Here is a 26,363-nt window from a genome sequence, read left to right on the forward strand (position 1 = left end):
TCAATCAATTATTTTATGGGACATATGTACCATAGGCGGATTTATGATACAGGTCCCCGACGACTTTCACCCGTCAATCCCTACACTGACAGCATTGTTTAATACCACAGAATCATCTCATGTCTGTCAGTTCGTCTTGTATCAAGTTATGTCTGTTGACCAGCTTAGTCGGCAGTAGTTTCCTATGTCTTGCGGCGGAAGCCGAACTTTCCCAAGCGCTGTCGAGCAGCCAAGCTAGGTTGACTCATCTCACTTCATCGAATACCCAAGCGGCCAATTTAACCAGCTCGACCTGGCTCACTGGCCTGCCGAGCATTAGCTTAAGTCACCTCGGGAGTTTGGATAATAGTAACAGCTACGAGCAGGAACTCTCAGTCAATTTGCCATTTAAATCCCCCGCGCTACACAGCAGCGATAAGCAAATAAAACAGCTCGCCGAGCAAATTCATCAACAACAAACGGCGCTGCAAGGCTTGTATCTCTCGGGATTATTAAGGCAGAGCCTGTGGGATTACCGCCAGAGCGAAGTCAAACTGTCGCAGCTTGAGCGTAAACAGCAGTTGCTCGATAAACTCCATCGCCAGCAAAAACAACTGACTGATGCGGGGGAACTGCCACTGGCCAACACCCTGTTGCTGGAGCGAGAAAGTGTCGATATCGCCTTAAGCCGCGCCGACATTCTGCAGCAACAATCTCAATCTTTAGCCCTGTATCAACAGCTGACGGGTCAACAACGGATGCCGAGCGCGATAGAAGAAACTGACCGCCCGCTTGGCAAGGGCGCCGAGGCCTTAGCCCAACATCCCCTGTGGCAATTGTTGAAGCTGCAACAACAGCAACACCTGCTGCTGATCCAAACTCAACAAGCGGGTGAGCGCGATCCTTGGACCGTCTCACTCACGGCAAAAAATACCGCCGATGCGGGTGTGGATGATCAGCAGTTAGGCATAGCCGTGTCAGTGCCCTTAACCTTAGGCTCGGCGCTGTCACAGAGCGATTTATCCCAATGGCAACAAGCAAATACCGAACAAAGCCTCAATCTTGACCGCAGCGCACTCGAGCTTAAAAACCAGTGGGATCAATTGGTCCGCCAGCAAACTAACCTCGTCGAGCAACAGCGCTTACTCACCCAAGCACTCGCCCTCAGTCGCACCATTACCGAGGAACTCGCCAAGGTAAAAGATCAAGATCAGGTGAGTTATGAAGTCTGGCTGCGCCGCTATATGGAGGCGCTCGACACCGAATCCCGCTTGGCGCTCAACCGCGTCAGCTTGCAACAACTGCATTCTCAACAACTCCAAGCCTTAGGAATTTCATTATGATGGCCAAGTACGGCGCATGCCTTCTCTGTTTATCCGCGAGTGTTGTAGGTTCGGCGCAGGCCGAAAGCTTAGCCATTAGCGCCTTAGGCAATCTCGACCTCAGTTACACCCAACCACAAAGAGTCGCCAGTTATGAGGGCAGCCCATTGCCGGCGCAGGTTGAAATCCTCCCCGGCAATGATTATTGGATCAGCACGCCCGAGAATATCCAGCAGGTGCACTTTCTCGTTGGCCAAGGCCAGCGCGTCAGTAAAGGCCAACCAATAGTCAAACTCACAGGGCCAGAAGTGTTCCACTATCTCGCCCAAGTCGAGGCCGCGGCGAGCCTGTATCAACTTGCCAAGAGTCGATATGAGCGCAACAAACCTTTGCTCGCCAATGGCAGTATTAGCGCCGAAAAATGGCGTGAGATCAGTCAGGACTATTTCACGACTCACCTCGAATACGAGCATATGCAGCACTTTATGGAGCGCGTCCACAGCACAGATGCGGCTACCGACTCCCTCATTGTCGCCGCGCCCGTTGACGGTATCGTTAAACTCAATGCCATCAGCGGCCCTTATATGGCGGGGGATCAGCTGTTTTCACTGGTACCCAATAACAGCATCCGTGTCAAAGTGAATGTGCCGACGGGGCAGTCCCATTCCCTATCGGCCATCAATATTAATCAATGCCATATCGCGATTGAGTCACTGTCGGCGATTGCCGAAGGCGCCTTTGTCACGGCTTGGTCATCGGCGGTGCCACAGGAATGTAACCTATTGTTAGGTCAGCAAATGACTGTGGTTCCCGAGTATCAAAAAGCCGTGTATTTGCTCCCCAAAAATAGTGTGTTTAGTTGGGAGCAAGACAGCCAAGTGTTCACTCTGTCCGATAACCAGCTCAATGCGCTAACGGTCGATATCTTAGGCTCAACCCCGGAGCAATATATTGTCGCCAGCGATCAAGACTTGAGTCAGCTGCAAGTCCTATCCCAGTCGGTTGCCGCGGTGAAAGGCATCATGCTCGGTTTAGGAGGCGAATAAGATGCTCACCTCTGTGATCCGTTTTTCGCTCACTCAGCGACTTTTTGTGCTGATTGTGGCGCTGATCCTCATGTTGGCTGGCGCACGAGCTTGGTTTGCCATTCCCTTGGATGCCTTTCCGGATATTTCCCCAACCCAAGTGAAGATCATCCTCAAGGCTCCCGGCATGACGCCGGAGGAAATCGAGGCCCAGATTACCGTCCCGATTGAAACCGAGCTGCTCGGCATTCCGCAGCAATCGATTCTACGCTCGACCACTAAGTATGCCATTAGCGATATCACCCTCGATTTTGAAGAAGGCACGGATATCTATTGGGCGCGCCAACAGGTGAGCGAGCGCCTCACTGCGGTCTGGGACAGTTTTCCCGAAGGTGTGAGTGGCGGTGTGGCGCCCATGAGCACGCCGCTGAGTGAAATCTTTATGTTTTCACTCGAAAACCCCAATCTTTCCCTGCTGGAGCGACGTCAATTACTCGAGTGGGAAATTCGGCCGCTGCTGCGCACAGTGCCGGGTGTTGCCGATGTGAATATCCTCGGCGGTTATGCCAAGAGTTTTAGTATCAGCCCCAATCCTGCGGCGATGGCGGCTGCGGGCGTGAGCTTTGCCGCGCTGCAACAGGCGATTGTGGAGAATAATCACAACGAAGGTGCTGGTAAGCTCACCATAGGTACTGACACCATCATAGTGCGCTCCGAGGGACGCATCGATGATATCGACGAGCTTAAACAGCTAGTGATCAAAGCCGATAATGCCAAAGTCTATCGCTTGCAGGATCTCGCCGATATCCAGATAGGCCACCTTGCACGCTACGGTGCCGTCACTAAGGATGGCAACGAAACCGCCGAAGCTTTAATCATTGCCCTCAAGGACGCCAATACGGCACAAGTGGTTAACAACATTAAGGAAAAGCTAGCGCAAATCAGTCTGACTCTCCCTGAAGGCAGCCAGATAAACACCTTTTACGACCGCGCTAACCTGATCAATACCGCTATTGAGACCATCTCCAATGCGCTATTCGAGGCCGTAGTGCTGGTCATCGTATTGCTGGCGCTGTTTTTAGGTAATGTGCGCGCCGCGTTAGTGGTGTCCCTGTCGCTACCGCTAGCCGCACTGTTCACCTTTTTGATGATGGATTACTTCAATCTCTCCGCTAACTTGATGAGTCTTGGAGGCCTCGTTATCGCTATCGGCATGTTGGTGGACTCCTCCGTGGTCGTGGTTGAAAACATGGTGAATTTAATCGCCACTAAACAGCGTTTGCCGCGTTTACACTTGATCTTTCGCGCCACCAAAGACGTCGCCATTCCGGTAGTCTCGGGCACGGTTATCGTCATCATAGTATTCTCGCCACTGCTCACTCTCAGTGGTTTAGAAGGCAAACTCTTTACCCCAGTTGCCATCACCATAGTGTTTGCCATGCTGTCGGCGCTGGTGTTATCGCTGACTGTGATCCCCGTGATTGCCTCATACCTCGTTAACGAAAAGGCCGCGAAAGAACCTAAGGCCATCGAAAAGCTCAAGCATCTTTACCTTGGCAGCCTAAAGGCCTGCTTTGGTTGGCAAAAGCCTTTTATGCTCATCGCCTTTAGCTTGCTGATTGTCAGTCTCGGCCTGTTTAGTCTGGTGGGGAAAACCTTTATGCCGACCTTAGATGAGGGCGACATTATTCTCCAGTTAGAGAAATCCCCTTCGATTTCCCTCGACGGCTCCATCGCTATCGATAAACAGATCCAGCGAACCCTGCTAGGCCAAATCCCCGAAATCAAACAGATGGTGGCGCGCACCGGCGCCGATGAGATTGGTTTAGATCCCATGGGACTGAACGAAACCGATGTGTTTTTAGAACTGGCCCCACGCAGCGAATGGCGTTTTGCCACTAAAGAGCAGCTTATCGATGCCATCCGCACTGTACTGCTTAAATATCCCGGCGTGAACTTTAACTTTACGCAACCGATACAGATGCGTGTCTCCGAAATGCTCACAGGCAGTATCGGGGATGTCGCGATTAAAGTATTCGGTAATGATATCGAGACCTTAGGAAAACTCACCGGCGAAATAGAACAACTGGTCACAGCAACTCAGGGCAGCGTCGACGTTAAGATGGCAATGATTGAAGGCAGCCCCTTTATCAATCTCACCTTAGATAACGAGCTGGCCCGTGGGTTTGGGATGAGCACTATGGAGTTTGCCCGTTACCTCAAGAGCCAACTCGAAGGCGTGGTCGTCACCGAGGTGCTGCAAGGGAAGAAGCGCACGCCTGTGCTTATCGCCAATAATCAGGCGCAGATCAGCAACATTAACGAACTGCAAAACCAGCTATTGGTGATGCCTGATCATTCCCTAAAACGCCTAAGTGACGTGGCGGTATTGAGTTATAAACAGGGCCCTATCCTGATCGAGCGGGAACAGGGAAATCGCTTTTCTGTGATTACCACCAACGTTCAAGGGCGGGATATTGTGGGCTTTGTGGAAGAGCTTAACAGCAAAATCGCCAAGGAAATCAAACTGCCCAGCGGCTATAGCGTCAGCTTCGGTGGCGAGTTTGAAAACCAGCAGCGCGCCACCAGCAATTTGTTGCTGGTGATCCCCATAGCTATCGCACTGATCACTTTGATTTTATTCACCACCTTCGGCTCGCTAGCAAAATCGGGATTAATCCTCGCTAACGTCCCGTTCGCTATGATGGGCGGTATCGTCAGCTTGTATCTCTCGGGGGAGTACCTCTCGGTGCCCGCTTCAGTAGGTTTTATCGCCCTGCTAGGTGTCGCGGTGCTTAACGGCGTAGTGATGGTCAGTTATTACGAACAAACCAAATACTTATTTGGCAGTCTCAGGGAGCGAGTCGAACAGGGTGCCGCGCGGCGACTCAGACCCATTCTGATGACGGCCACCACCGCCATGTTTGGTTTGATCCCCTTAGTGTTCGCCTCGGGCCCTGGTGCTGAAATCCAAAAACCCTTGGCCATTGTGGTGATCGGTGGATTGCTCACATCGACCATTACGACCCTGTATTTACTGCCCATGTTGTATTTTTGGCTGGAGAAACGCCGATGAGCACGGAACAACTGCTAGTCCTGATCGCCCAAAACGATATTAAGGACGATATAGTCGACACCCTGATTGAGTTGGAGTTTTTATCCGGCTTTAGCTTGGGCAATATTTGCGGATTTAGCCGAGAGCACAGCCATTTCAATATCAAGGAACAGGTGGAAGGTTATCGGGAGTTTTGTAAGTTTGAGATTATGCACCCTGCAAGCCAGCAAAGCGCCCTGCTTGAAGCACTAGCAAAGGTCTGTAAACACAACCCTTGCCGTTATTGGATTATGCCCATCTATCAAAACGGCACGCTTTCCTAACGATAAAGGGCATACAGAACCTGCTGTATGCCCTTTGATTGACTACAGAATCGGTGTTGGACGACGCACTAAGTAACCACTGGCGATTGAGAGAATGCAGTAGGCGGTAAAGAAGTAAAATCCGCTCTCAAACTCCGCCTTGGTCTTTAGCATTTCACCCATGCCACCCGAGGCATTACCCGCCAAAAAGGTAATGATCAGAGCCACCACAAACACATCGGCCATCGACCATTTCGCCAGCGCAGACACTAGATGATGAATACGCCACTGCAGCGCAATCGAACTCACGCTTTGTTGTACCAACATTAGACTGAGTTTTACCGCAGGGATAATGATACTAAACAGCATCACCAGTCCTGCAACTAAGCCATTGCCAGTATTATATAATTCGGTGACTGTGCTCCAAATACTACGGGTTTGCTGCAATACTTGGACCTCACCTTTAAGGTTATTTAGCCCCAGCAGGCCACTAACCATATTCAACATGCCGCGGGCACTGTCGCGCCCCGAGTCTTCATCGAAACTTTGGGCAACCTGCTCAATCCCCTGTTCGGCTAATTTGGCCTTATTTATGCTGCCGTTAAGGCTCAAAATGGGCTGAGTTACGCCGGGAATTAACAACGCCAAAGACAGCAGAATAACGAGAATGGGAAGGAGAGATTGACGAACACTGTTCATAACTGAGCCCAAAGCAAACTTTCACCCAGTGTAAGGCTTTTGGCGCAGCGGGGGCAATGAATGGCACTTAAGATCTTGGTAGATATCAAGTGCAACTTGGGCAATCAATAAAAGGGTGATGGATCTATATCTAAGGAGCTTGGCGATACGCCTCGCTCAATGTGAAGGTCTGATTTAAGAAGGTCTACCATGGCGACTTCAGTGTAACGCTTTGCTTTTAGAGAATAAAAACACTTCACAATTGGATGTAATGCATCTCTATCCTTGGAGGTCCAAACAATACCAACTCGACCATCGGACAATTCGACTAAAGAGCCTACAGGATATACACCGATACAACGAATAAACTCATAAACCAGCTCTTGATCTAAGTGAAATGGCGTCAAGCTCAGTAAGATCTTAAAGGCGGCCGCAGGACTCATGGCCTCTTTGTAGCAACGCGTCGCGGTTAAGGCATCAAATATATCGACAATACAACTCATCCGACCGTGGCGAGGTATCTCATCTCCCTTTAATCCCCTTGGATAGCCCCGCCCATCTAATTTTTCATGGTGCATTAGGCAGATATCTTTGCTTATCTGCGACAAACCTTTGGTTTCATTCATTATTTCAAGTGCATATACTTGATGCAACTTCATATGCTCGAATTCTTCAGGCGTGAGCTTGCCCGGTTTATGCAGGACTTTATTGTCGACCTTAATCTTGCCAATATCATGCAAAATGCCGCCCACCGCCATTTCTCTTAACATAGCGCGGTCGAGTTTAAGGTATTTACCGAAAGTAACGAGTAGGAAGGCGACATTCACTGAGTGCTCTAACAGATAAGCATCTTTAGTGCGCAGTGCTGACATACACTTTAGGGCGTCTTCATCCAACAACACTGACTCGATCATGCTGTCAGCAAGTGCTTCAAAAGGAGCGACTTCAATCGCTTTACCCTCGAATGTTTCTGAGAGTACTTTGCGAATGAGATCCTTCGCTTCGGTCAAAATGACCTTCGCCTGCGCTTGTTGCTTCTCACGGGTCAGTAGGGATTTTTTAACTTCTGATAGGCTATCGTTGCTGGCTTTACGTTTAAAACCACAATGTTCAGCCGAACGCTCCGTATCGACCCAAACATATTTGATGCCACTCTTTGATAATTTTAGAATCGAGTCCTTGTGCTTGATTTGTCCAGCATTTGCAATTGCCAACCGGCCCTGATCATTTCTGTCAATTGCTGTGACAAACATTCCCAGCGTCAATTTCGACACTGGCAATTTGATTAGGTCAACCGATTCTGCCGACTCACTCATACTAGCAACCCCAAGGCATAGAGAATATTACTGCTATCGACTACGTAACATGCCGCACTATTGGGCGCACGATGCCGTTATTTACTTCCTGGAAGTATAGGACAGTATAACGCGCATTCTATGCTGAGGAAGATAAAAGCACCATATGCTTTGATGATTAGCATCAAAGAACAAGACAAAAACCCAGTAGAATCCTATGCCATTGCTCAAGAGCGAGCTAATCGTCTAATAATATAGCATTTTTTAATATTACACATTCGAAGCTTGCCACCATCCAACGGCGATATTGGCAGTTATAGCAGGAATGAAGATCGTCATCTATCTGCTCATCTTCATCATCTGGAGCAAAATGAGTGCACAACCGCGCCGCCCGCCTTGCTTCTGAATATTGCTGTAAACCCGCCCGAAAAATCCAACGTTCAGTCTCATATTCAAACAGTTTGAGTAACTTTTGATCCATTCCCACCTCAATAGTCCTGCAAGGCTTGCTTGCCAGCATTACGCCACAGCTCACCGTCCTTCGCGACTAATAAAACAAATTGATGTTCAAGATAGACAGCTTTTACTTTGCCTTTGAGTTGGACTTTTTCGTCTGCGGCCAAGCAGTATTTATCGGTACTCATCACCGCATCCAAGCCGGTTTGTTCGAGGATATCGGCCACAGGTAGCTCAAGGGAAACCTCTTCAAGTTGACCGAGTTTGATTTGGCCCTTCACTCGTCCATCATTGCCCATTAACCGCAATCCAAGCCCAGCCAAAGCACCAATCACACCTTGACCAGTACCACCGTGCTCAGTCAGATGAATCTGTAACTGTTCAGCAAGCTGATAGGCGGCCGCTTTGGTAATGACTTCACGCTTGGCTCTGAGCCCAAAGTCTATCAGCGCGTTCACATCATAGTCGGAATCGACATCCAAAATTGCAATCCCAGGATCTGCCTTAGGTGCAGATTCAGCCACCAGATGCGCGACCGCCAGACGATAGATCTCGGCCTGTGATAACGGCGACTGCAACGCAAAACACATAGCGCTATTGTGGGAGGTGTAAGGAATATCAGGATGCACAAATAATTGGTGCCGCGTCACAAAGGAAGCCTTGCCACCCGAGTTTTGCGCGAGCAAATGTGCAATTTCCTCAGCTATCTCGCCTGTGCCTTTAGTGCCAATGTCGTCGGTATCATCGATACAAATAAGCCAATTTTTCATCGGTATTCCTAGTAGTTAAAACTTGTCACGGTGGAGGAGGTCATGGGCCTTAAGCCTATGCAGCACGGGAGGCACCAGCAGGGCACCTAAGGTGGCAAAAAATCCGCCCTTAAGCACGCTCGCACCCCATTGGATCAGTACAACATCGAGCGCCATGCCCGCCAGCGCATTGGTCAGAGCCACTTTGACCGCCCAGGCCATACAGCCAACAATGCCTAAAATCACGCAGCGCCAGTGCAGGCTTAAGGTGAGAGGTAGCAACAAGGCCACCAGATCCATCGCAATAGCAGGTAAGATAAACTTCAATAAAATCATCGGGCCGCCCTTACCAACACCGAGCGCCATCGCGACTAGCCCTGCAACACCACCACAGGCAATCATGCTGCCAAAACGCCCAAGTACGCCGTAGCAAATCAAATAGAAGAAACTCATCAAAAACATGCTATGGCCAGAAATCCCGAGCTTAAGCCTTAACATACTCGTCAATGCCACCAGCAAAGTGGCGCAAAAACCAATAAACAACGAGTCCTGCAAACTCAGAGGAAGTTTTTTCTTCATTTTTTGTCTCTCGGTGAGTGCCAATGGGTGACACGCGTACTCTTGCCAAAGTGACGACTCTGGGCCGCAACCGCCATCTGGCGAGATAATTTAAGTAATTGGATTAATAAAGGAAACAGCACGCAATACACTAGCTCAGGCCAATTTTTAGGATTTCGCAGCGCCTTAGGGGTAATACGCGCGCCTCGCAGACATTGGATCTGATAAATCTCGCGCACTTCGTCCGCCATATAGGGCAGCAAACTCAAAGATGCGGCCACCACAAAGGCCCATTTGCTCGGCAAAAATGCACTTAATACTTCACCAATGCGCTCGGGCGCAGCCGTGATACACAACCACCAGCCGGGGATAGTCGCTAAAATAATGCGTCCCACCACCACGGCGCCTTGGGCGAGGTGATCAACGCCATAGAGCAATAAATAAAGACTTAAAGTAATCGTCAGTTGAATCACACCGAGTTTAACCACGCCCATAATACTGCCCCGGCGCGCTAAGCCATGGAGCACTAGCAAGCCATTCACGGCCGCCAGCGGCAGCAATAAATCGGCGGGCAATACAAAAGCGCAGGCGGAAAGTACGCAGACGAAAAACAGCGACAGCGCGCATAGCGTAGTTTCTTGCTTCTCGCGACTCCAACGCCGGCGGGCACGTAGTCGCCATCGACGACAACTAACCCACATAGCGCTCCTCCATCAGAGTGTCTTCCGTCAACAACCCATTGTGTAAACTGAGTTGCCGAGACACGGCACTATGCACGACTACTCTGTGACTACTCATTAAAATGGCGCAACCTTGCGCACTGAGGCGCCTGAGCAGATACCATACTTTGCGATAGTACTCTTTATCCATGCCCGCGAGTGGATCATCAAGTAGCAACACCTTAGGTTGCAAGCAGGCTAATGATGCCAAGGCAATAAGATGCTGTTGACCGTAGGACAACTTATGAGGCGACTGTTCGGCCAGCGCACTCAATTCGAGATCGAGCAGCATTTGCTCGGCACGCTCTTTAGGCAGTTCGAAACGATTCAAACTAAACTGCATCTCGGCCAGCACGCTGGTTTCAAACAGTTGTCGACTCGGCCTTTGCAGCAATAACCCTAACTCGGCGCCATACACACCGAGTTTAGGCTTACGGCCCAACACCTTGAGCGGCAAGCGCAACTTTAGGTGCAGCATGCCCGCGATGGATTTTAATAGGCTAGTTTTACCCGCACCATTATCCCCCACTAAGGTCACTATCTCGCCGGCGTGCAATTCAAACCCTTGTGGACAGCTAAACAAGGGCTGACAACCATCGAAGCAGAAATCAAACGCCTCGGCGCTCACCTGTACTTTGCCTAAGTGATGTGTACTTCCCCAAGCTCTCACTGGCGCTTCCTGCACGGTGGCATCGCTGACGGTATATATCCCCTCGGATAAACGGCCTGCCTCTAATTGCCAATAATGCTGGATAATCTCGGCAAAGGCCGCCGCATTATGTTCCACCAACACCAATGCCATGCCTTCGGCAATTAGATTACGTAATACCGCTAACAGCTCACTCACGCCATGGTCATCGAGCTGCGCCCATGGCTCATCGAGCAAGAGTAAATGCGGCTCACACACCAACTGTGCGGCAATCATCAAACGGTATTTTTGACCGAGGGAAAGGGTGCTGACTGAGGTGTCGAGCCGTAAAAACAGCCCGACGCGTCGCAGCGCTAACTGCACTTTAGGTAACATATTCTCGGCGGGGATGCCGAGATTCTCTAAGGCGAAGGCGACTTCGGCCCCAACAGTCTGCCGCAGTAACTGAGTTTGCGGATCCTGCATCACTAAGCCAGTAACCAACTCTGGGTGACGCCAAATATCGCCCTCATGCGGGCGATTCTGTACGCCCGCCAGTAGATTTAATAGACTCGATTTACCCGAGCCCGTGGGCCCACTCACACAATGGCATTGGCCTGCGCCAATCGAGAGATTAAGCTCCTGTAAAACCGGGGCTAGCTGGCTGCCATAGTTAAAGCTGACACCGTCGAGCTCGAGTAATTTCATCTTAAATCTGCCAGTTCACACCCACGAAGAACTGACGGCCAGCCTGAGGCAGGGCTTCACTCTGGTAGTAGTTCTCATCCAATAGGTTAGTGGCACGCAGATACACGTCTAACTTATCGGTGATCAGCGGCTGCACTAAGTTGATATCCACTAAGGTGTAATTATCCAACGATTGCTGTTGATACTGGTATTGTCCGTTTACCTTCACCTGAGTCGCATAAACCTGATCGAGGATACGTTCCACATTGAGGTGGACTTGTGTCTCGAATGGGAATTCATAGCTCATTTGCCAGCGCAGTTGGTGACGAGGACGGTATTGCAGCGCATCTAAGGTATCATCGCCTTCCATTTCTTTTGAATCTAAGTAGCTGTAGGAGAAGCTCAGATCCAAATGTTCAATCACATGGTTATTAATTTGAAAATCAATCCCTTTGAACTCATAGCGCCCCATATTTTGGTAGAAACCCGCAGTATCTTTGGCAATGTAGTTCTTCGCATCCGTGTAATAACCGTAGAGCGAGAAGTCGGTGCTGGCGGGTATGTTTTGCTCTAAACCCAACTCAACATGCTTAGACTCTTCTGCTTCTAAATCACGGTTACCCGATGATTGCGAGTACAAGTTCACCATGGAAGGGAAACGGACTTTACGTGCCACACTTAGGCTTAAACGTGAATCGGGTACCACTTGCCAGTAGCTAGATGCCATTGCCGAGTAATTATCATCCGTGCCATCAGAGGCATCGAGTGAATGGAAAGCTCCACCTAAGGTAACGCCATAGTTGTGCTCAGATTGATACTGATATTCGGCCGCCGCAGTATATAACCATGCGGAATCGTTTAGATTTTCAGCACCGCCGGAACCTGTTCCGCCACCACTACCAGTGCCACTGCCAGAACCTGTTCCGCCACCACTACCAGTGCCACCACCAGAGCCTGTTCCACCACCGCTGCCAGTACCACCGCCGGAACCTGTTCCGCCACCGCTGCCAGTGCCACCGCCAGAACCTGTTCCGCCACCGCTACCAGAGCCGCTGCCGGAACCTGAACCAGTGCCCGAGTTATTCCCCGTACCACTACCAGTATTGCTGGAGTATGTGTCCACTACAGACTTCCAGCTCTGCTCTTCAGCAATCACAGAGGTGGTTAACAGCCCGGCCTTATGAAAATCAGTGATCAGCTGTAAATTGACCCCTTGAACCACGGAGCGACCGTCTTGAGTTTGCGTTAATGCCAAATAAGTTTCATCGGCATAAGCGGCTTCTAAGGTATCGCTTTGATTGTGATACCCAAAACCACGCAGGGTAAAAGTATCGTCGAACTGATGGGCTAAGCCGAGCTGGAAGGTATGTGAATCGTAATCGTCGGTGCGCTCATACTTAAGTTTGCCACTGCCAGTTCCATCACGGGCAGGTTTGCCCCATTCGCCATTACGCAGTGCCGCGTTGGCAATCAGTTGGGTCTTATCCGATAACCAGTAACTACCTTGGGCATAAACGTTGGTGACTTCTTTATCTGAGTTGGCACGCAGTTCACCGTCTTGATATTTGGTCGGCTCGAAATCGTTCGACATCGGGAAACCATCAGTCTGTTGACGGCTAACACTCACTAATCCCTGCCAATCATCACCCGAACCTGCGGCGCTGATGTCGCCATTAAAGGTATTGTCTTTACCCGCTTCTACACGTCCAGACAAGGCGGGCGCAGTACTGCCTTGCTTAGTAATAATATTGATCACCCCGCCGGCACCGCTTGGGCCGTACAGCACTGAAGTCGGGCCGACCGACACTTCAACCGAGGCAATTTGGCTGGTTGGGATCACGCTTGGGTCGAACTGCCCATCGTCGGCACTGCTCATGGGCACGCCGTTTACCAACAGAGTGACATGGCGGGTCTTAAAACCACGGATATCGACCCTAGGGGTGCCATCACCACCCACACGGATATAAACCCCGGGCACATTCTTCAGCACTTGGTCTAATGTCTGCGCACCCAAAGCACGGATTTCGGCCTCATTGATGCTCCAATGAGTGGTCGCCAATTGCTCCGCATCGGCGCCTTCGCCATGGACTACAATCACTTCATTCACATTTAGCAGGGGATCGCGGGCGATTTCATCGGCGTGAGCAGTTAAACTGAGCCCAATCGCTAACGCTAAGGACGACACTCTAAAAATCGTTTGTCTGGTAATCATATTATTGTTGTCATACAGGAAATTTAAGATGTGCCCCCTATTGTGGTCTTAGATAATTCCGTCTCAACCAAAAAAAAATTAAAAACCAACCCAGATCGACTAATTACGGCAAATGGAACACGCCTTTAGTCACAAAGAGACAAAATGTCCAACACTGGCAACGGTATCGACAAAAAGACCCATCTTGGTCACATTTTTTTGCGTCTTAAAATGAGACTATGGTAAAAGTCACACACTCATGGCTTGCTTCTTGACACTGACGGCCTCGGCCTTTAATTTGAGCGAAAGATTCTTATTTACACGCTCTAATCAACTTGGTGTAAATGACTTTAAAAAGAATGCATTAATCTAGTTCATATTCACCGCTGAGAACCGGAACTTCAGCCACTACCTTCATTCCGTTATCTTTGGAGTTTTACTTGCCTGCTCATGCCCTGTCTGAAGACCTTAAGTCTCTCATCGACAAACTCATTCAAATGAAACAGGTTCCAGCGTCGGAGCCGATAGTGCAGCTATCTTTAACGACTGTCTCTATTCCTTTGATTTCATGGTTGGCATCACAAACTCAGTATCCACGCATCTACTGGCATGGGCGTGACAAAATTGAAGAAGTTGCAGCTATAGGTGCTTGTAAAGACATAAAATTTGAAACTGGCGTCCAGGATAACGAGCTGGCCAGTGTTTACGAACGGCAACGTGTTTTATCTAGCAATCCAGACATCCGATACTATGGCGGTGTAGCCTTTGACCGCAGCATTGAATCTTGGCCTGAGTTTGGTAATAGTCGATTTGTACTACCCAGAATCGAGTTTAGACGCAGTGCAGATCAGTTTAGTTTGCGGGTAAATCTTAATTTTGCCGATAACAATCCTATCAATGAGATCGACCTTGCGATTGCCGCTATTGAAGCGGTTATGCCAGCACGCCCCTTGGCGCCCCCCAATAAACTCACCCTAGTGAGCCGCCAAGATATTCCGGACTTTCCTCGTTGGAAAACCTTAGTCGAACAAGTCGTTGAGCCTGAATTTAATCAAGATACGCCCAAGGTCGTTCTCTCACGTTTGACAGAGCTTAAGGTTAACGAGCAAGTTGATCCTTGGATGGTATTAGCCTGCTGGCAAGGCCGTAACCCCAACAGCTTTCAATTTGGATTCCAATTTAGCCCTGAGCGTACTTATATCTCCTGCTCCCCAGAGCGCTTATTTCGTCGTCGTCGGCAACAATTGTTTACCGAGGCATTAGCGGGCACGACAGTTCGCGGATTAAATAAAGAAGAAGATGTGGCACTAGCCAATGCGCTGCTGGAAGACAATAAAAATAGTGTTGAAAATCAGCTTGTTCGCCGTCACATAGTCAATATGCTCACGCCTTTGAGTCAGTATGTCGGTGCAGAAGAAGCGGCCACAATCTTTAAGTTAAATCATATTCAGCATCTGCACCGCGCTATTCGTGCCGAGTTAAAGCCCGGCGTGAACGATTTTCAGCTGTTACAAGCACTGCATCCTACACCCGCGGTGGGAGGCCTCCCTAGAGAATCTGCAATGAAGTTCATTCGCCAGCGGGAAGGCTATATGCGAGGCTGGTACGCTGGTGCTTGCGGATATTTTAATCAAGATGAGAGTGAGTTTTCAGTCGCCATCCGCAGTGCATTGATTGAGCCAGGTAAAATTAATCTGTTTGCGGGTGCGGGCATTATTGCAGGTTCAGATCCCGAGGCTGAGTGGCAAGAGCTAGAGAATAAACTTGCAACGATAATGTCGATTCTGATTGAGTTATAAACATTTAACACTGATGCCAAAACATTAAAACCCCTTTGCTTTGGTCTCGGTGTAAAGCCTATCCTGCTCACCGGAGTCAATGATTTTTTTATGTTCAATATCAAAATGTTGCTTTAGCATTTGTCCTTTTTCGGTATTGGCAAAGGCAAAAAAAGTTTCTGCATTTAACACGCCTTGGATAATCACAAACGTTTGTGGCGCCCTCAGTTCAGGAATGAGCGCCTCCATATTCTTTTTGTAATCCAGTACGGCATCGATTCGTCCCGCATTTACACTATTGAGCATACTCAGCATGTCGCTACTTTCTTCGTAAAACATCGGTATGGAGGTCAGCATATTGTAACGATAAGCCAGCATGGCTTGGACTCGCTTATGGGATAAACTCTCCATCCCTGCCCAAGTTGCTGCGATTTGAGGCGTTACTGCGGCATCAATTGAATCAAGCTCAACGGCATTTTCACTCAGCAGGCTATTTTTCACATCGCCTTTGTACACGCTGAGAACCATATCAACCCGTCCGCTTTCAATCAGATATAAGGTACGAGCAAAAGGCATAAACTGCACATCGACCTGCCATTCCGGTGATGGAAAGACACGCCTGAGGAGATCAAAGTAGTAACCCGTCTCATCAGGATTAGCAAAACCTTCCCAAGAGGCTGTGACAAGATGCACCACAACAGGCTTATTGGGAGTCGCGAAAGCACAGAAACTCAATAAGCTAACACACAAGGCGGCAAGAAATAATCTCATCGGTTTCTCCTAACATTTCTTAAAAGTGTAGGACAATTTCGATCCCTATGCCTTAGGTTTGCGCAGTATTCGCGGCTAAATTGCTTGGAATATAAACCGTAAGCTTGCATCTTCAAACATGGTCACTATAATGGCGGCCCGATTTCAGCACGCTGGAACGGGATAAAATAACAGCAGACGATTTAGCGGGTTCCCTCACCCCGCCCTACACAACTAAAAAGGCCACATATGTTAATGTTAACCCCTGCGCAGCTTCGCCGCGCACTCCTACTATTAGTGGGATTTCACATACTGATTATTTGCCTAAGCAACTACTTGGTACAACTGCCGTTTCAATTGTTTGGTTATCACACCACTTGGGGCGCGTTTAGTTTTCCTTTTGTTTACCTTGCAACCGATCTAACGGTGCGCATTTTTGGACAAACACCCGCTCGAAGTATCATCCTCAAGGCCATGGTGCCCGCACTGATGATTTCCTATGTTATGGGAGTCGTATTCCATCAGGGTAGCCTCCAAGGGATGGACTCCTTAAGCCAATGGAACACCTTTGTGTTTCGTATTGCGTTTGCCAGCTTTGCGGCTTATTTGATTGGTCAGCTGATGGATATCACTGTATTCGCCCGTCTGCGCCAGAGCCGTTCATGGTGGGTCGCGCCTGCGGCATCGACGATTGTTGGTAATTTAGTCGATACCTTAGTGTTCTTCAGCATCGCTTTTTATGCTTCAACAGACAGCTTTATGGCCGCCAACTGGCCTGAAATTGCCACTGTCGATTACAGCTTTAAATTGCTTGTTAGCCTAGGGCTATTCTTACCCGCCTACGGTGTGCTGCTGAAAGTGTTACAAGACAAGATATTGCAAACCAGCCCACAAAAATCATTTTCCTGATTAACTCAACTGGCCAGACCTGTTATAATTTGAACAGTTTTTATTCGGCCCCAATGCGTTTGATACGCTATTGGGGCTGATTTTTGTGAGAGAAAATTATGTATTCAATTGAAATCAAAGCAATCACAACTCTGACTCCCGAGTTAGCCATACAACTCATCGAACTAAGTAAGCAAATTCCTGAGCTCGACCGTCCATTGACGCCAGACACCTTAACGGCACGGCTTTCAGGCAAGACTTGCTTGATTCTCCTAGCCTATGTGGAAGGCGAACTGGCGGGGTTCAAGCTGGGATATGAACAGGAAAAAGGAATTTTTTACAGTTGGCTAGGTGGCGTTGCGACAGACTTTAGACGTTTAGGATTAGCACAAAGCCTACTTGAATACCAAGAGAAATGGGCCAGCCTCCAAGGCTATAACCATATTCAGGTTAAAACCATGAATCGTTTCCCTGCAATGCTCAATCTATTGATTAGAAACCAATATTTAATTACCGAGCTAAATGCCGATCCCCAGAGTTTGATCAACCATAAATTACATTTAAGCAAGTCTATTGTGGCGGCATAAACATACCATAGATAAAAATATGCATTTTTTGCAATAAATAGCTTGCAAACACAATTGAGAATGATTATCGTTAACTTGCGTTCCAAAACTCATCTTTAACACCGATGACTGGTAATCTGACGTTGTTAAAGTGCTCCTGAGTTTGCAAGCACGACATTGCTCACACACTCTTTTGTGGCCGGATTCATCATCCGGCTTTTTTTTGCTTTTTATTCAGTGAATCAATCTGATAGCGTTTTATGCAGAGTCGCTTCTAAGATGACATTTCGGTGCTTTGGCCAGAAAAATGTAAGCCATCGTAAAGGTTGTTTTGTTGATCTTCCTTAGCCTCGTGATACAAGCCAATGGTGAAGATTGAGCCTTTACCTAATACAGAGCTCACCTCTATGGTGCCACCGATGCGCTTAATAATACCGTAGCTGAGCGACAGCCCAAGACCAGTGCCATCTTTACGCGTGGTATAGAAAGGATCAAAAATCCGCCCCAATTGCTCAGGCTCAATCCCAGACCCTTCGTCTTCAACCTCGATTTTGACGCCAATCGGCATATCTTGCTGCACCCAATCATAAGTGCGAACCCAAATGCGTCCCTTACCATCCATCGCATGGGCTGCGTTCACCACAAGGTTAATCAGTACTTGCAGTAACTGCGGGCGATTGACCTGAACAGGGCAACTGGCGTTCAGTTCCGTTATCAGCACAACTTCTTGCTTTTGAATTGAATGCCGCACTAATACCAGCATTTCCTCAATGATCGGCGTGATAGGGTGCATCTCTAAGGGAGCGTTAAACTCTCCCGGGCGACTATATTGCAGTAGGCTACGGATAATAGTGCTTATACGACCAACCTGCTGAATAACTAGATCAATTTCTTCTTTTACGACGTCGGCATTATCACCCAGCTCATAGCGCAGTAGCTCCATATTGCCGAGGATAACAGCGGTCGGATTATTGATTTCGTGTGCAATACCAGCGGTTAACTCTCCTAGAGCGGTCAACTTTTCATTAGTCACTAACTGCTGGCGTGTCTCATTGAGTAAAGCGACGTTACGCTGTAGCTCTAAGGTCTTATCTTGCAGGCTACGAGTACGCTCTTCGACCTTCATTTCGAGCTGTTCGGCAGCGGCTTGAATTTGCGCGTTGCGCCGCTGCAATAGGTCGAGCATACGGTCGAACTGCTCGGCAAGATTCGACAACTCGTTATCCCTATCTAACCCCAAGGCACCAATACGCACATTGCGCCCAGACTGCACGGCTTGCACCACATGGTGAATCCGCTCAATCGGCTGCAATAAACTGTAGGCACCGCGGTAAACCAGCAATCCAGAAATAAGCAGCACTAACATCAGAATGGTACCTAACTCAATGATATTAAGCAGGTAGTTATGAATAAAAGGTGACTCCGAAAAACCGGTGTAGATCATCCCAATTCGCTGTCCACGGACATCTTCTAACGGCGCATAGGCAGAAATAAACCAATCATTGTACACAAACGCTCTATCGACCCATAACTCTCCGTGATTTAACACTTTTTCTCGCACTTCCTCAGAGACCAAACTCCCCAGTGCACGCCCTTGGGATTCATTCGGCTGTGGAAAAAAATGCAAAGGAACGTTAGTCGATACCCGAATATTATCGAGAAAAATCGTCACAGTACCAATTGAACGTTCGGGCAAGGTACCCTTGTCGTAGACAAGATCGCGGATATGATCAACGATGCGGGTGTCGCGGTTAAATAACACCCCGCCGTCGAGATACCATGCCACTTTGCCTTCAGTATCGGGGATCGGCAACAAGCTACGGCTGAGCAAACCACGGTCCTCAACTTGCTTATTGGGACTTTGTGCCCGCAAGGTCGCTAACAGTGGAATACTCGCTCTTTGCGCTAAATCAGGGTCAATCCGCGCCAAACGTTCACGAGATAACACCATCAGTCCCGAATAAGGCAACATTCCACCCATTTTCGGTAAAATCTGTCGTAAGTCAGGATCAGCCGCCGCTTCAGCAACACTGACCAGCCGCAAAAAGTCTAAATCGAGTTGCTGCTTTTGCTCATCAAGAAAACTATCTATGCTCGTCCTATGATCTAATGCACCACTGAGGATCGGCCTAAAATCATTCTGGAATGTCCATGAGGTCATCACTCTTTCTAGCTGTTTTTCTTGGCGAACTTGCACCTGTTGCAGGGTATTTTCAGCCACAGCCAAATCGGCTTTGACCTTCATAAACAGTTGCTTGCCTGTGTAGCTGATATTCCAGTAAATCGTGATAAACACTAAACTCACCAAAGTGAGCAAAATCGGCAGCAATGTGAGGATCAAAATGCGATAACGCACTTTAGCCTGCATTTGCTGCCAACTAACTCCAAAAAAGTGAGTAAAAAAAGACACTTAAAACTCCTGCTCGTCGCTAACGTCAAACCACTCTTTATATTTGCGATCTAAGGTCTTGCGGGAAACCCCTAAGTCCCGAGCAGCCGCAGATTTATTGCCAGAATGCAGATCGACCACACTCGTCACATGGTGTTTTTCCACATCTTTTAATGGCCAATCTAAAGGATAACCCTGCAAAGCCGAAGACTCGGTTTTAACCTGCTGCTTCCAGTACTCCGCTGGCGGCTTGCCGAGCAGAATACAGCGCTCAATCATATTACGCAGTTCGCGGATATTACCCGGCCATTCATGTTGTTGCAGCTTTACCATGTCTTCATGACTCCACACCACTTCACGCACGCCTAATTCAGCAGCCAATTGGCGGGTAAAATGGTGGGTCAATTCGACCACATCTTCCGGACGCTCACGCAGCGGAGGAATAAAAATATCCAGCACATTCAGTCGATAATAAAGATCGCGACGGAAGTTCCCCGCTTCGACTTCATCCATCAGAGTACGGTTAGTTGCCGCAATCACCCGGACATCAATATTGACTTCCTTCTCACTGCCCACCGGGCGAATCGCCTTCTGCTCCAGCACCCTTAACAACGCTGTTTGCATTTTGAGCGGCATCTCGCCAATTTCATCGAGGAAAATCGTACCGCCGGAGGCAAAACTAAATAGGCCTTCACGGTTACCTTTAGCACCAGTAAACGCCCCAGCCGTATGACCAAAGAGTTCACTCTCAAGCAGTTCGGGGGCTATCGAGCCACAGTTAACTGGCACGAAGGGCCCTTGGCGACCGCTGAGTAAATGTAATTGCCGCGCGACTAACTCTTTACCTGTGCCCGATTCGCCTTGAATTAACACCACGGCGTTGGTCGGTGCCACGCGCTCTATCACTTGCTTCACCGACTTCATGGCGTCGCTACTCCCTATGATGGTAGAGGAATAGCCGATAGAGACTTCGCGACGCAACATCAAGTTTTCACGGCGCAGCAATCGGCGCTCAATACAACGGTCAACCGCCGACATCATCTGCTCGAGGTGGAATGGCTTCATAATGAAATCTGAGGCACCTGCTCGCAGCGCTTTAATCGCCACCTCTAAATCCGCATAGCCGGTCATAAAGATTACATCGGAACGTCGGCCTTGCTCGTCTAAGGCTTCATGCCACTCGATACCCGAGCGACCGGGTAAGCGGATATCGACAATCAGCAAGTCGAAATGGCAGCGACTACGTAACTGCTCAGCATCTTCAATACTGCCCGCGGTTTCAACTAAGGCGAATTTCTTCGAGAGTGCCTTATTCAAAAAGCTACGCATCCCCGGCTCGTCATCGACGATCAGGACTGAAACAGCGGAAGGAAGGGGCTTGAGGTTATTATCTATCTGGCTCATAGTGCTCACGTCTGGACATTTTGACTCAATTGCGACCAATTCTAGCATTGAAACTAGACGAATAGGTCACTATGAACCATCAGAAGCATGCGCTGGGACAATTTGTCTGTAAACTATTTGCTGAGCCTGGGATCGAGCTCACAATTTAGATCATGCTGTGAAGGTAAATGCACCATTATTGGTTTGGCATCCTATTTGCTTTCCATCGTACGCATTACAATTTACGGAATCTCCCACTCAGTAGGCAATTGAGTCGGACCCCTATTTTTCGCCAAGGAGTATCCATGCTAAACGTGAAATCCCACATGAAATCTTTACTAGGCTTAGTTGTTGCAGCCAGTATGCTCACAGTGTTACCCGCTCAATCGGCTGAAGTGATTAAGTTAGCCACCACGACCAGTACTGAAAACTCTGGTCTGTTACAAGAATTACTGCCTAAGTTTGAAAGTGCAACAGGCTATAAAGTACAAGTTATCGCCACTGGTACAGGTAAAGCACTGAAACTAGGTGAGCAAGGCGATGTAGATTTAGTGATGACCCACGCACCAAGCGCTGAAGCAAAATTTGTTGCCGATGGTTTTGGTGTTGAGCCACGTGGCATTATGGAAAACGATTTCGTCGTATTAGGCCCTAAAAACGACCCTGCCAAACTGCGTGAAAGCAAAACCGCTGAAGAAGCCTTCGCTAAAATCGCCAAATCTGGCTTACCTTTCTTATCTCGTGGTGACAACTCTGGCACTCACATCAAAGAGCTAGAAGTATGGAAAGCCGCAGGCGTGACTCCTGACTTCAAAGGTTACACTTCAGTCGGTCAAGGCATGGGTAAAACCCTGCTGATGGCAAACGAATTACAAGGTTACACTCTATCTGACCGTGGTACTTTCGTAGCGTACAAAACGAAGTTGGACTTAGGTGTGGATTTTGATGGTGGAAAAACCCTAGCGAACCCATACCAAGTGATTCTGATCAACCCAGCGAAATACCCAGATCTGAACCACAAAGGCGCAAAAGCCTTCAGTGACTGGCTGATCAGCAAAGAAGGTCAAAGCATGATCAACAACTTCAAAGTTGAAGGCGAGCAACTGTTCAAGGCAACCTATAGCGAATGAACGAAGGCTGGCTAGCACTGTTACAGCAGGCGTTAAGCCTGCTGTTTTCATTGGACCCCGACGTTTGGTCCATCATTTCTGTCTCGTTTTCGGTTTCGTTCGCGGCACTTCTCATTACCTTAGTCCCGTCGATGGTGCTCGGTTTTGTGTTGGCGTTTGCCCATTTCCCTGGAAAGTGGTTTGTCACCAACTTAGTGCAGACACTGCAATCGATTCCCACCGTAGTGATCGGCCTGCTGGTGTACCTCATCTTGACCCGCAACGGCCCGCTTGGGGATTTAAAGTGGCTGTTTACTCAAGAGGGGATGATCCTCGGCCAAATGCTGATTTGCGCTCCAGTGATGATTGCCATGAGTCAAGCGGCCTTCACTAGTGTCGACCGCCGTGCATGGGAAACCTCACGCACCTTAGGCGCCTCTTGGATAAGCGCCGTCTGGACTGTGTGTCGCGAGCTACGTATGCCATTATTACTGGCGATTGTCGCAGCCTTTAGCCGTATTCTCACCGAAGTCGGCTGTTCGATGATGGTGGGCGGAAATATTTTAAACGTGACCCGCAATATCCCGACGGCTATCGCACTGGAAACCAGTAAAGGTGATTTCGCCCAAGCTATCGCCCTCGGATTAGTGCTGCTAATCTTGGCCTTGATCCTAAACTTTGCCTTAGGTAGTTTACGCGGCAAAGAAACGCCAAGGAGCCATTAACTTATGACCCAAGCCAAACTGATTGCCCGTGACTTGGAAATGTCCTTTGGCCCGCGCTTATTATTCAAAGCTCAGCGCCTTGAGTTATGCCAAGGGAATGTCATTTATTTGCAGGGTGACAACGGCTCAGGCAAATCAACCCTGATGAAGATCCTCGCGGGTCTACAGGCGCCATCTCAGGGTAACATTGAGTTGAGCGGCTTTAAAAAAGATGGATGGTGGGAACGTAACCCTTTGCTTGGAAAGGCCATTTATCTCCACCAGCACCCCTATCTATTCGATGGTACAGTCAATTACAACCTGACCTACGGGCTCCCCTTTGCGGCCTCAAAAACCGAGGCCAAACGCAGAATAGGCCAAGCAATTGAAATGGCTCAACTAGGCTCGCTATTACAAGCTAGAGCCAGCAATTTATCCGGCGGCGAAAGACAACGCCTCGCTATTGCCCGTGCTTGGATATTGCAGCCAAAGTTACTGATGCTCGATGAGCCAACCTCCAATATGGACAAAGACTCCCAATCCTTGGTATTACAGATGATCCAACAGCTCAAACAGCAAGGGACGGGAATGCTGCTAAGCAGCCACCAAAACTGTGCGCTCACCGCCATTTGCGAGCAGCAGTGGCACATTGCAGACCAACAGGTGATAATCTCCCATCAGCAAACGCCCACAAACTCCACACAGGGATCTTTATATGTCGTTGCAAATTGATGCGGTTATTCTTGCCGGTGGTATGGCACGCCGTATGGGCGGGGACGATAAAGGCCTCGTCGAGCTAAACGGCAAGGCCATGATAGAACACACTATCGAACGGATAAAACCTCAGGTTAAGGAGATCCTGATCAACGCAAATCGTAACCAAACACGCTATGCTGAGTTCGGTTTTACGGTGTTGAGTGATGAGCATACTGGGTTTCTCGGCCCCTTGGCGGGCATGATCACCGCTATGGGTCACACCCAAGCAGACTATCTACTCGTGGTGCCCTGCGATTGTCCGCTGCTACCGCGGGATTTAGTCGCCCGCTTATTAACCGCCATTGAGGCAAACGATGCAGAACTTGCCGTGGCCAGCGATGGGGAACGTGAGCAGCCGGTGGTGATGTTATTAAAGCCGAGCCTGCGCGAGTCGATGACCGCCTTTCTCGAAGCGGGTGAGCGTAAAATTGATTTTTGGTATGCCAAACATCGCTTTGCGGTGGCGGTCTTTACCGATCAACCCAATGCCTTCGTCAATGTGAACACGCCAGAACAAAAACAACGACTGGCAGCAGAGATAAACCAAAGCTAAGGCTTCAAATTTCCCAGATTAGAGGTGCAAATGAGTACTCCCTTCGTCAATCCGCTATCTATTCCCGTTCTCGGATTTTGTGCCTATAGCGGCACGGGGAAAACCACCCTACTCAAGCAATTGATCCCCGAATTAAATCAGCGCGGTCTGCGTCTGGCGGTGATCAAACATGCTCACCACAATTTCGATGTCGATATTCCAGGTAAAGACAGCTACGAGATGCGAAAAGCTGGCGCACGGCAAATGTTAGTCGCCTCCCATGTGCGTTGGGCGCTGATGACCGAAGATGCCCGCGATGGTGACCCAGAGTTAGTCCACCTACTCAAGCAAATTGAAGCCGATAAAGTCGATATTGTATTAGTCGAAGGCTTTAAAAAACTCACGCTGCCGAAAATTGAGCTGCACCGCGCCGCCCACGGTAAGCCGTTTATCTATACCCAAGACGACAATATTCTCGCCATCGCTTGCTGTGATGACACCGAGCTACCGAGCGAGCTAAGAAGACTCGACCTTAACAATGTCGCGCAAATCGCTGACTTTGTGATGGAATATGCCAATAGCTGGCAAGCCCCTAACCCCGCATTACCGATCGCAACTGTCGATGCCTGCACCTTGGGCAGCGATAAAAACCTGAGCGTGAGCCAAGGGTTAGCGCAGATTTTATCCCATGTCACGCCTGTCACTGAGGTGGAAGACATAGGCTTAGGCGACTTAGATAATCGCGTGCTCGCCCGCGACAGCATTTCGCCCGTGGATGTACCGCAGCAAACCAACTCGGCAATGGATGGTTATGCCTTCGCCTATCAAGATCCGCTGCCTGCAAACTTCACCTTAGTCGGTGAAGTCCTCGCCGGACATCAATATTCGGGCATTCTTAAGGCAGGAGAGACTGTTCGCATAATGACGGGTGCGCCCGTGCCCGCTGGCGCAGATACAGTTCAACCTCGAGAACTGGCTAACGAGGCCAATGCCAAGGTCAGTTTCGATGGCCGTATTCAACAGGGCCAACACGTTCGCCTTGCGGGTGAAGACATAGGCCAAGGCCAAGTCGCCCTCAACCAAGCCACACGCCTAAGCGCCGCCGAACAGGGCTTATTAGCCTCCCTCGGCCTTGACCGTGTGACGGTTTATCGCCGCCCGACCGTGGCCGTGTTCTCAACCGGGGATGAAGTCAGCCAACCCGGCGAGGCTTTGAATCCAAACTGTATCTATGACTCGAACCGTTACACCATCAAGGCGATGGCAAAACGTTTAGGTTGTGACGTCATTGACTTAGGCATTATCGAAGACTCCGAAAGCGCTCTCGAAGCCACCTTAACCAAGGCTGCGGCGCAGGCCGATGTGGTGATTAGCTCTGGCGGGGTTTCCGTTGGCGATGCCGACTACATCAAGGCCGTGCTGGCACGCCTTGGCAATATCGACTTCTGGCGGATCAATATGCGTCCCGGTCGCCCACTCGCCTTTGGTAAGGTCGGCGATAGCTTGTTCTTCGGCTTGCCCGGCAATCCGGTGGCTGTGATGGTGTCGTTCCTACAATTTGTGCAACCTGCGCTGCGTAAACTCGCTGGTGAAACTCGCTGGCAGGCGCCATTATTCCCAGCGATTACCGATGAAACCCTGCGAAGCCGCACGGGCCGCACTGAGTTTATCCGCGGAATTTATCGCCTCGGTCATGATGGCCGGCTGCACGTGACCAGCACAGGTAACCAAGGTTCAGGCATGCTCAGCTCAATGGTCAAAGGCAATTGCCTTATCATCATTGGAGATGATGCTGAGGTGGTGAATGCGGGTGAAACCGTGTTTATTCAACCTTTTGCCGATCTTCTATAAGAGCCACTGAGTC

23 protein-coding genes are annotated in these 26,363 nt (G+C 49.2%); 12 read left to right on the forward strand and 11 right to left on the reverse strand.

The features are described from left to right. The first annotated feature begins 119 nt into the window (after window positions 1-119). The 4 genes from HG547_RS06195 to HG547_RS06210 are packed head-to-tail and all read left to right on the forward strand — an operon-like array spanning window position 120 to window position 5,704. Window positions 120-1,322 carry a metal transporter gene (locus tag HG547_RS06195; RefSeq protein WP_169547323.1) on the forward strand — a complete coding sequence of 401 codons (1,203 nt, stop codon included), beginning with the start codon at window positions 120-122 and terminating at the stop codon, window positions 1,320-1,322. Further along, on the forward strand, window positions 1,319-2,347 hold the full coding sequence (locus HG547_RS06200) for a membrane fusion-like protein (RefSeq protein ID WP_169547324.1): 1,029 nt from the start codon (window positions 1,319-1,321) through the stop codon (window positions 2,345-2,347). The genes HG547_RS06195 and HG547_RS06200 overlap by 4 nt, the downstream gene beginning before the upstream one ends. A 1-nt stretch (window position 2,348) precedes the next feature. Beyond that, window positions 2,349-5,402, forward strand: coding sequence for a CusA/CzcA family heavy metal efflux RND transporter (locus HG547_RS06205; RefSeq protein WP_169547325.1), 3,054 nt, complete (start codon window positions 2,349-2,351; stop codon window positions 5,400-5,402). Next, window positions 5,399-5,704 carry a DUF3240 family protein gene (locus tag HG547_RS06210; protein ID WP_011627657.1) on the forward strand — a complete coding sequence of 102 codons (306 nt, stop codon included), beginning with the start codon at window positions 5,399-5,401 and terminating at the stop codon, window positions 5,702-5,704. Before HG547_RS06205 ends, HG547_RS06210 begins: the two co-directional genes overlap by 4 nt. A 42-nt stretch (window positions 5,705-5,746) precedes the next feature. Here the strand turns inward: HG547_RS06210 and HG547_RS06215 are convergent, their stop codons facing one another. The 8 genes from HG547_RS06215 to HG547_RS06250 all read right to left on the reverse strand — a co-directional run bounded on the left by HG547_RS06215 (window position 5,747) and on the right by HG547_RS06250 (window position 13,665). Next, on the reverse strand, window positions 5,747-6,382 hold the full coding sequence (locus HG547_RS06215; protein ID WP_144346374.1) for a paraquat-inducible protein A: 636 nt from the start codon (window positions 6,380-6,382) through the stop codon (window positions 5,747-5,749). Between the two features lie 104 nt (window positions 6,383-6,486). Next, on the reverse strand, window positions 6,487-7,677 hold the full coding sequence (locus tag HG547_RS06220) for an HD-GYP domain-containing protein (protein ID WP_037428357.1): 1,191 nt from the start codon (window positions 7,675-7,677) through the stop codon (window positions 6,487-6,489). A gap of 217 nt (window positions 7,678-7,894) precedes the next feature. Beyond that, window positions 7,895-8,137, reverse strand: a complete 243-nt coding sequence (locus HG547_RS06225; RefSeq protein ID WP_055647188.1) for a hypothetical protein — start codon at window positions 8,135-8,137, stop codon at window positions 7,895-7,897. A gap of 7 nt (window positions 8,138-8,144) precedes the next feature. Next, a complete protein-coding gene (locus HG547_RS06230; protein WP_169547326.1) occupies window positions 8,145-8,882 on the reverse strand; it encodes a DNA-binding protein in 738 nt (245 codons plus the stop codon). A gap of 15 nt (window positions 8,883-8,897) precedes the next feature. After that, entirely contained in the window at window positions 8,898-9,440 is a 543-nt protein-coding gene (locus HG547_RS06235; protein WP_037428350.1) for a hypothetical protein, read from the reverse strand. After that, window positions 9,437-10,120 (reverse strand): energy-coupling factor transporter transmembrane component T, encoded by a 684-nt coding sequence (locus tag HG547_RS06240; RefSeq protein ID WP_169547327.1) that lies wholly within the window; start codon window positions 10,118-10,120, stop codon window positions 9,437-9,439. Before HG547_RS06240 ends, HG547_RS06235 begins: the two co-directional genes overlap by 4 nt. Next, on the reverse strand, window positions 10,110-11,474 hold the full coding sequence (locus HG547_RS06245) for an ATP-binding cassette domain-containing protein (RefSeq protein WP_140907443.1): 1,365 nt from the start codon (window positions 11,472-11,474) through the stop codon (window positions 10,110-10,112). The genes HG547_RS06240 and HG547_RS06245 overlap by 11 nt, the downstream gene beginning before the upstream one ends. Before the next feature lies 1 nt (window position 11,475). Next, window positions 11,476-13,665 (reverse strand): TonB-dependent receptor plug domain-containing protein, encoded by a 2,190-nt coding sequence (locus HG547_RS06250; protein ID WP_169547328.1) that lies wholly within the window; start codon window positions 13,663-13,665, stop codon window positions 11,476-11,478. Between the two features lie 419 nt (window positions 13,666-14,084). Between HG547_RS06250 and HG547_RS06255 the strand changes: the two genes are divergently transcribed. Further along, entirely contained in the window at window positions 14,085-15,443 is a 1,359-nt protein-coding gene (locus tag HG547_RS06255) for an isochorismate synthase (protein ID WP_169547329.1), read from the forward strand. 24 nt (window positions 15,444-15,467) lie between these two features. Here the strand turns inward: HG547_RS06255 and HG547_RS06260 are convergent, their stop codons facing one another. Further along, complete coding sequence (locus HG547_RS06260) at window positions 15,468-16,193, reverse strand: transporter substrate-binding domain-containing protein (RefSeq protein WP_037428341.1); 726 nt, start codon at window positions 16,191-16,193, stop codon at window positions 15,468-15,470. 228 nt (window positions 16,194-16,421) lie between these two features. Between HG547_RS06260 and HG547_RS06265 the strand changes: the two genes are divergently transcribed. Both HG547_RS06265 and HG547_RS06270 read left to right on the forward strand, forming a co-directional pair. Beyond that, a complete protein-coding gene (locus HG547_RS06265) occupies window positions 16,422-17,081 on the forward strand; it encodes a 7-cyano-7-deazaguanine/7-aminomethyl-7-deazaguanine transporter (protein ID WP_169547330.1) in 660 nt (219 codons plus the stop codon). Between the two features lie 98 nt (window positions 17,082-17,179). Beyond that, on the forward strand, window positions 17,180-17,647 hold the full coding sequence (locus tag HG547_RS06270) for a GNAT family N-acetyltransferase (protein ID WP_037423988.1): 468 nt from the start codon (window positions 17,180-17,182) through the stop codon (window positions 17,645-17,647). A 253-nt stretch (window positions 17,648-17,900) separates the two neighbouring features. On the opposite strand, the gene HG547_RS06275 is transcribed toward HG547_RS06270, so the two are convergent. Together HG547_RS06275 and HG547_RS06280 are read right to left on the reverse strand one after the other, a co-directional pair. After that, entirely contained in the window at window positions 17,901-20,036 is a 2,136-nt protein-coding gene (locus tag HG547_RS06275; RefSeq protein ID WP_037428338.1) for a cache domain-containing protein, read from the reverse strand. Further along, window positions 20,037-21,419, reverse strand: coding sequence for a sigma-54 dependent transcriptional regulator (locus HG547_RS06280; RefSeq protein WP_037423995.1), 1,383 nt, complete (start codon window positions 21,417-21,419; stop codon window positions 20,037-20,039). Window positions 21,420-21,703: 284 nt separating this feature from the next. On the opposite strand from HG547_RS06280, the gene HG547_RS06285 reads away from it, so the two are divergent. Genes HG547_RS06285 through HG547_RS06305 form a run of 5 tightly spaced genes read left to right on the forward strand, consistent with a single transcriptional unit; the run spans window position 21,704 to window position 26,350 of the window. Continuing rightward, entirely contained in the window at window positions 21,704-22,528 is an 825-nt protein-coding gene (locus HG547_RS06285; protein ID WP_037423998.1) for a substrate-binding domain-containing protein, read from the forward strand. After that, on the forward strand, window positions 22,525-23,232 hold the full coding sequence (locus HG547_RS06290; protein ID WP_037424001.1) for an ABC transporter permease: 708 nt from the start codon (window positions 22,525-22,527) through the stop codon (window positions 23,230-23,232). Before HG547_RS06285 ends, HG547_RS06290 begins: the two co-directional genes overlap by 4 nt. A 3-nt stretch (window positions 23,233-23,235) precedes the next feature. Then, a complete protein-coding gene (locus HG547_RS06295; RefSeq protein WP_169547331.1) occupies window positions 23,236-23,943 on the forward strand; it encodes an energy-coupling factor ABC transporter ATP-binding protein in 708 nt (235 codons plus the stop codon). Beyond that, the gene (mobA, locus tag HG547_RS06300; RefSeq protein WP_169547332.1) at window positions 23,927-24,520 is read left to right on the forward strand and encodes a molybdenum cofactor guanylyltransferase MobA; all 594 of its coding nucleotides are present in this window, start codon (window positions 23,927-23,929) and stop codon (window positions 24,518-24,520) included. Before HG547_RS06295 ends, mobA begins: the two co-directional genes overlap by 17 nt. A gap of 30 nt (window positions 24,521-24,550) precedes the next feature. Continuing rightward, entirely contained in the window at window positions 24,551-26,350 is a 1,800-nt protein-coding gene (locus HG547_RS06305; RefSeq protein WP_169547333.1) for a bifunctional molybdopterin-guanine dinucleotide biosynthesis adaptor protein MobB/molybdopterin molybdotransferase MoeA, read from the forward strand. Window positions 26,351-26,363 lie beyond the last annotated feature (13 nt).

This window comes from Shewanella sp. DNRA4, assembly GCF_012843185.1.
GTDB classification, from domain to species: Bacteria; Pseudomonadota; Gammaproteobacteria; order Enterobacterales; family Shewanellaceae; genus Shewanella; species Shewanella xiamenensis.

What these genes read in the sequence shown, in the direction of transcription:
- HG547_RS06215 (WP_144346374.1), bottom strand. Translation starts at nt 6,382, where the DNA reads ATGAACAGTGTTCGTCAATCTCTCCTTCCCATTCTCGTTATTCTGCTG.
- HG547_RS06265 (WP_169547330.1), top strand. Translation starts at nt 16,422, where the DNA reads ATGTTAATGTTAACCCCTGCGCAGCTTCGCCGCGCACTCCTACTATTA.
- HG547_RS06295 (WP_169547331.1), top strand. Translation starts at nt 23,236, where the DNA reads ATGACCCAAGCCAAACTGATTGCCCGTGACTTGGAAATGTCCTTTGGC.
- HG547_RS06270 (WP_037423988.1), top strand. Translation starts at nt 17,180, where the DNA reads ATGTATTCAATTGAAATCAAAGCAATCACAACTCTGACTCCCGAGTTA.
- HG547_RS06260 (WP_037428341.1), bottom strand. Translation starts at nt 16,193, where the DNA reads ATGAGATTATTTCTTGCCGCCTTGTGTGTTAGCTTATTGAGTTTCTGT.
- HG547_RS06235 (WP_037428350.1), bottom strand. Translation starts at nt 9,440, where the DNA reads ATGAAGAAAAAACTTCCTCTGAGTTTGCAGGACTCGTTGTTTATTGGT.
- HG547_RS06280 (WP_037423995.1), bottom strand. Translation starts at nt 21,419, where the DNA reads ATGAGCCAGATAGATAATAACCTCAAGCCCCTTCCTTCCGCTGTTTCA.
- HG547_RS06250 (WP_169547328.1), bottom strand. Translation starts at nt 13,665, where the DNA reads ATGATTACCAGACAAACGATTTTTAGAGTGTCGTCCTTAGCGTTAGCG.
- HG547_RS06220 (WP_037428357.1), bottom strand. Translation starts at nt 7,677, where the DNA reads ATGAGTGAGTCGGCAGAATCGGTTGACCTAATCAAATTGCCAGTGTCG.
- HG547_RS06285 (WP_037423998.1), top strand. Translation starts at nt 21,704, where the DNA reads ATGCTAAACGTGAAATCCCACATGAAATCTTTACTAGGCTTAGTTGTT.
- HG547_RS06200 (WP_169547324.1), top strand. Translation starts at nt 1,319, where the DNA reads ATGATGGCCAAGTACGGCGCATGCCTTCTCTGTTTATCCGCGAGTGTT.
- HG547_RS06290 (WP_037424001.1), top strand. Translation starts at nt 22,525, where the DNA reads ATGAACGAAGGCTGGCTAGCACTGTTACAGCAGGCGTTAAGCCTGCTG.
- HG547_RS06195 (WP_169547323.1), top strand. Translation starts at nt 120, where the DNA reads ATGTCTGTCAGTTCGTCTTGTATCAAGTTATGTCTGTTGACCAGCTTA.
- HG547_RS06210 (WP_011627657.1), top strand. Translation starts at nt 5,399, where the DNA reads ATGAGCACGGAACAACTGCTAGTCCTGATCGCCCAAAACGATATTAAG.
- HG547_RS06225 (WP_055647188.1), bottom strand. Translation starts at nt 8,137, where the DNA reads ATGGATCAAAAGTTACTCAAACTGTTTGAATATGAGACTGAACGTTGG.
- HG547_RS06305 (WP_169547333.1), top strand. Translation starts at nt 24,551, where the DNA reads ATGAGTACTCCCTTCGTCAATCCGCTATCTATTCCCGTTCTCGGATTT.
- mobA (WP_169547332.1), top strand. Translation starts at nt 23,927, where the DNA reads ATGTCGTTGCAAATTGATGCGGTTATTCTTGCCGGTGGTATGGCACGC.
- HG547_RS06245 (WP_140907443.1), bottom strand. Translation starts at nt 11,474, where the DNA reads ATGAAATTACTCGAGCTCGACGGTGTCAGCTTTAACTATGGCAGCCAG.
- HG547_RS06205 (WP_169547325.1), top strand. Translation starts at nt 2,349, where the DNA reads ATGCTCACCTCTGTGATCCGTTTTTCGCTCACTCAGCGACTTTTTGTG.
- HG547_RS06230 (WP_169547326.1), bottom strand. Translation starts at nt 8,882, where the DNA reads ATGAAAAATTGGCTTATTTGTATCGATGATACCGACGACATTGGCACT.
- HG547_RS06240 (WP_169547327.1), bottom strand. Translation starts at nt 10,120, where the DNA reads ATGTGGGTTAGTTGTCGTCGATGGCGACTACGTGCCCGCCGGCGTTGG.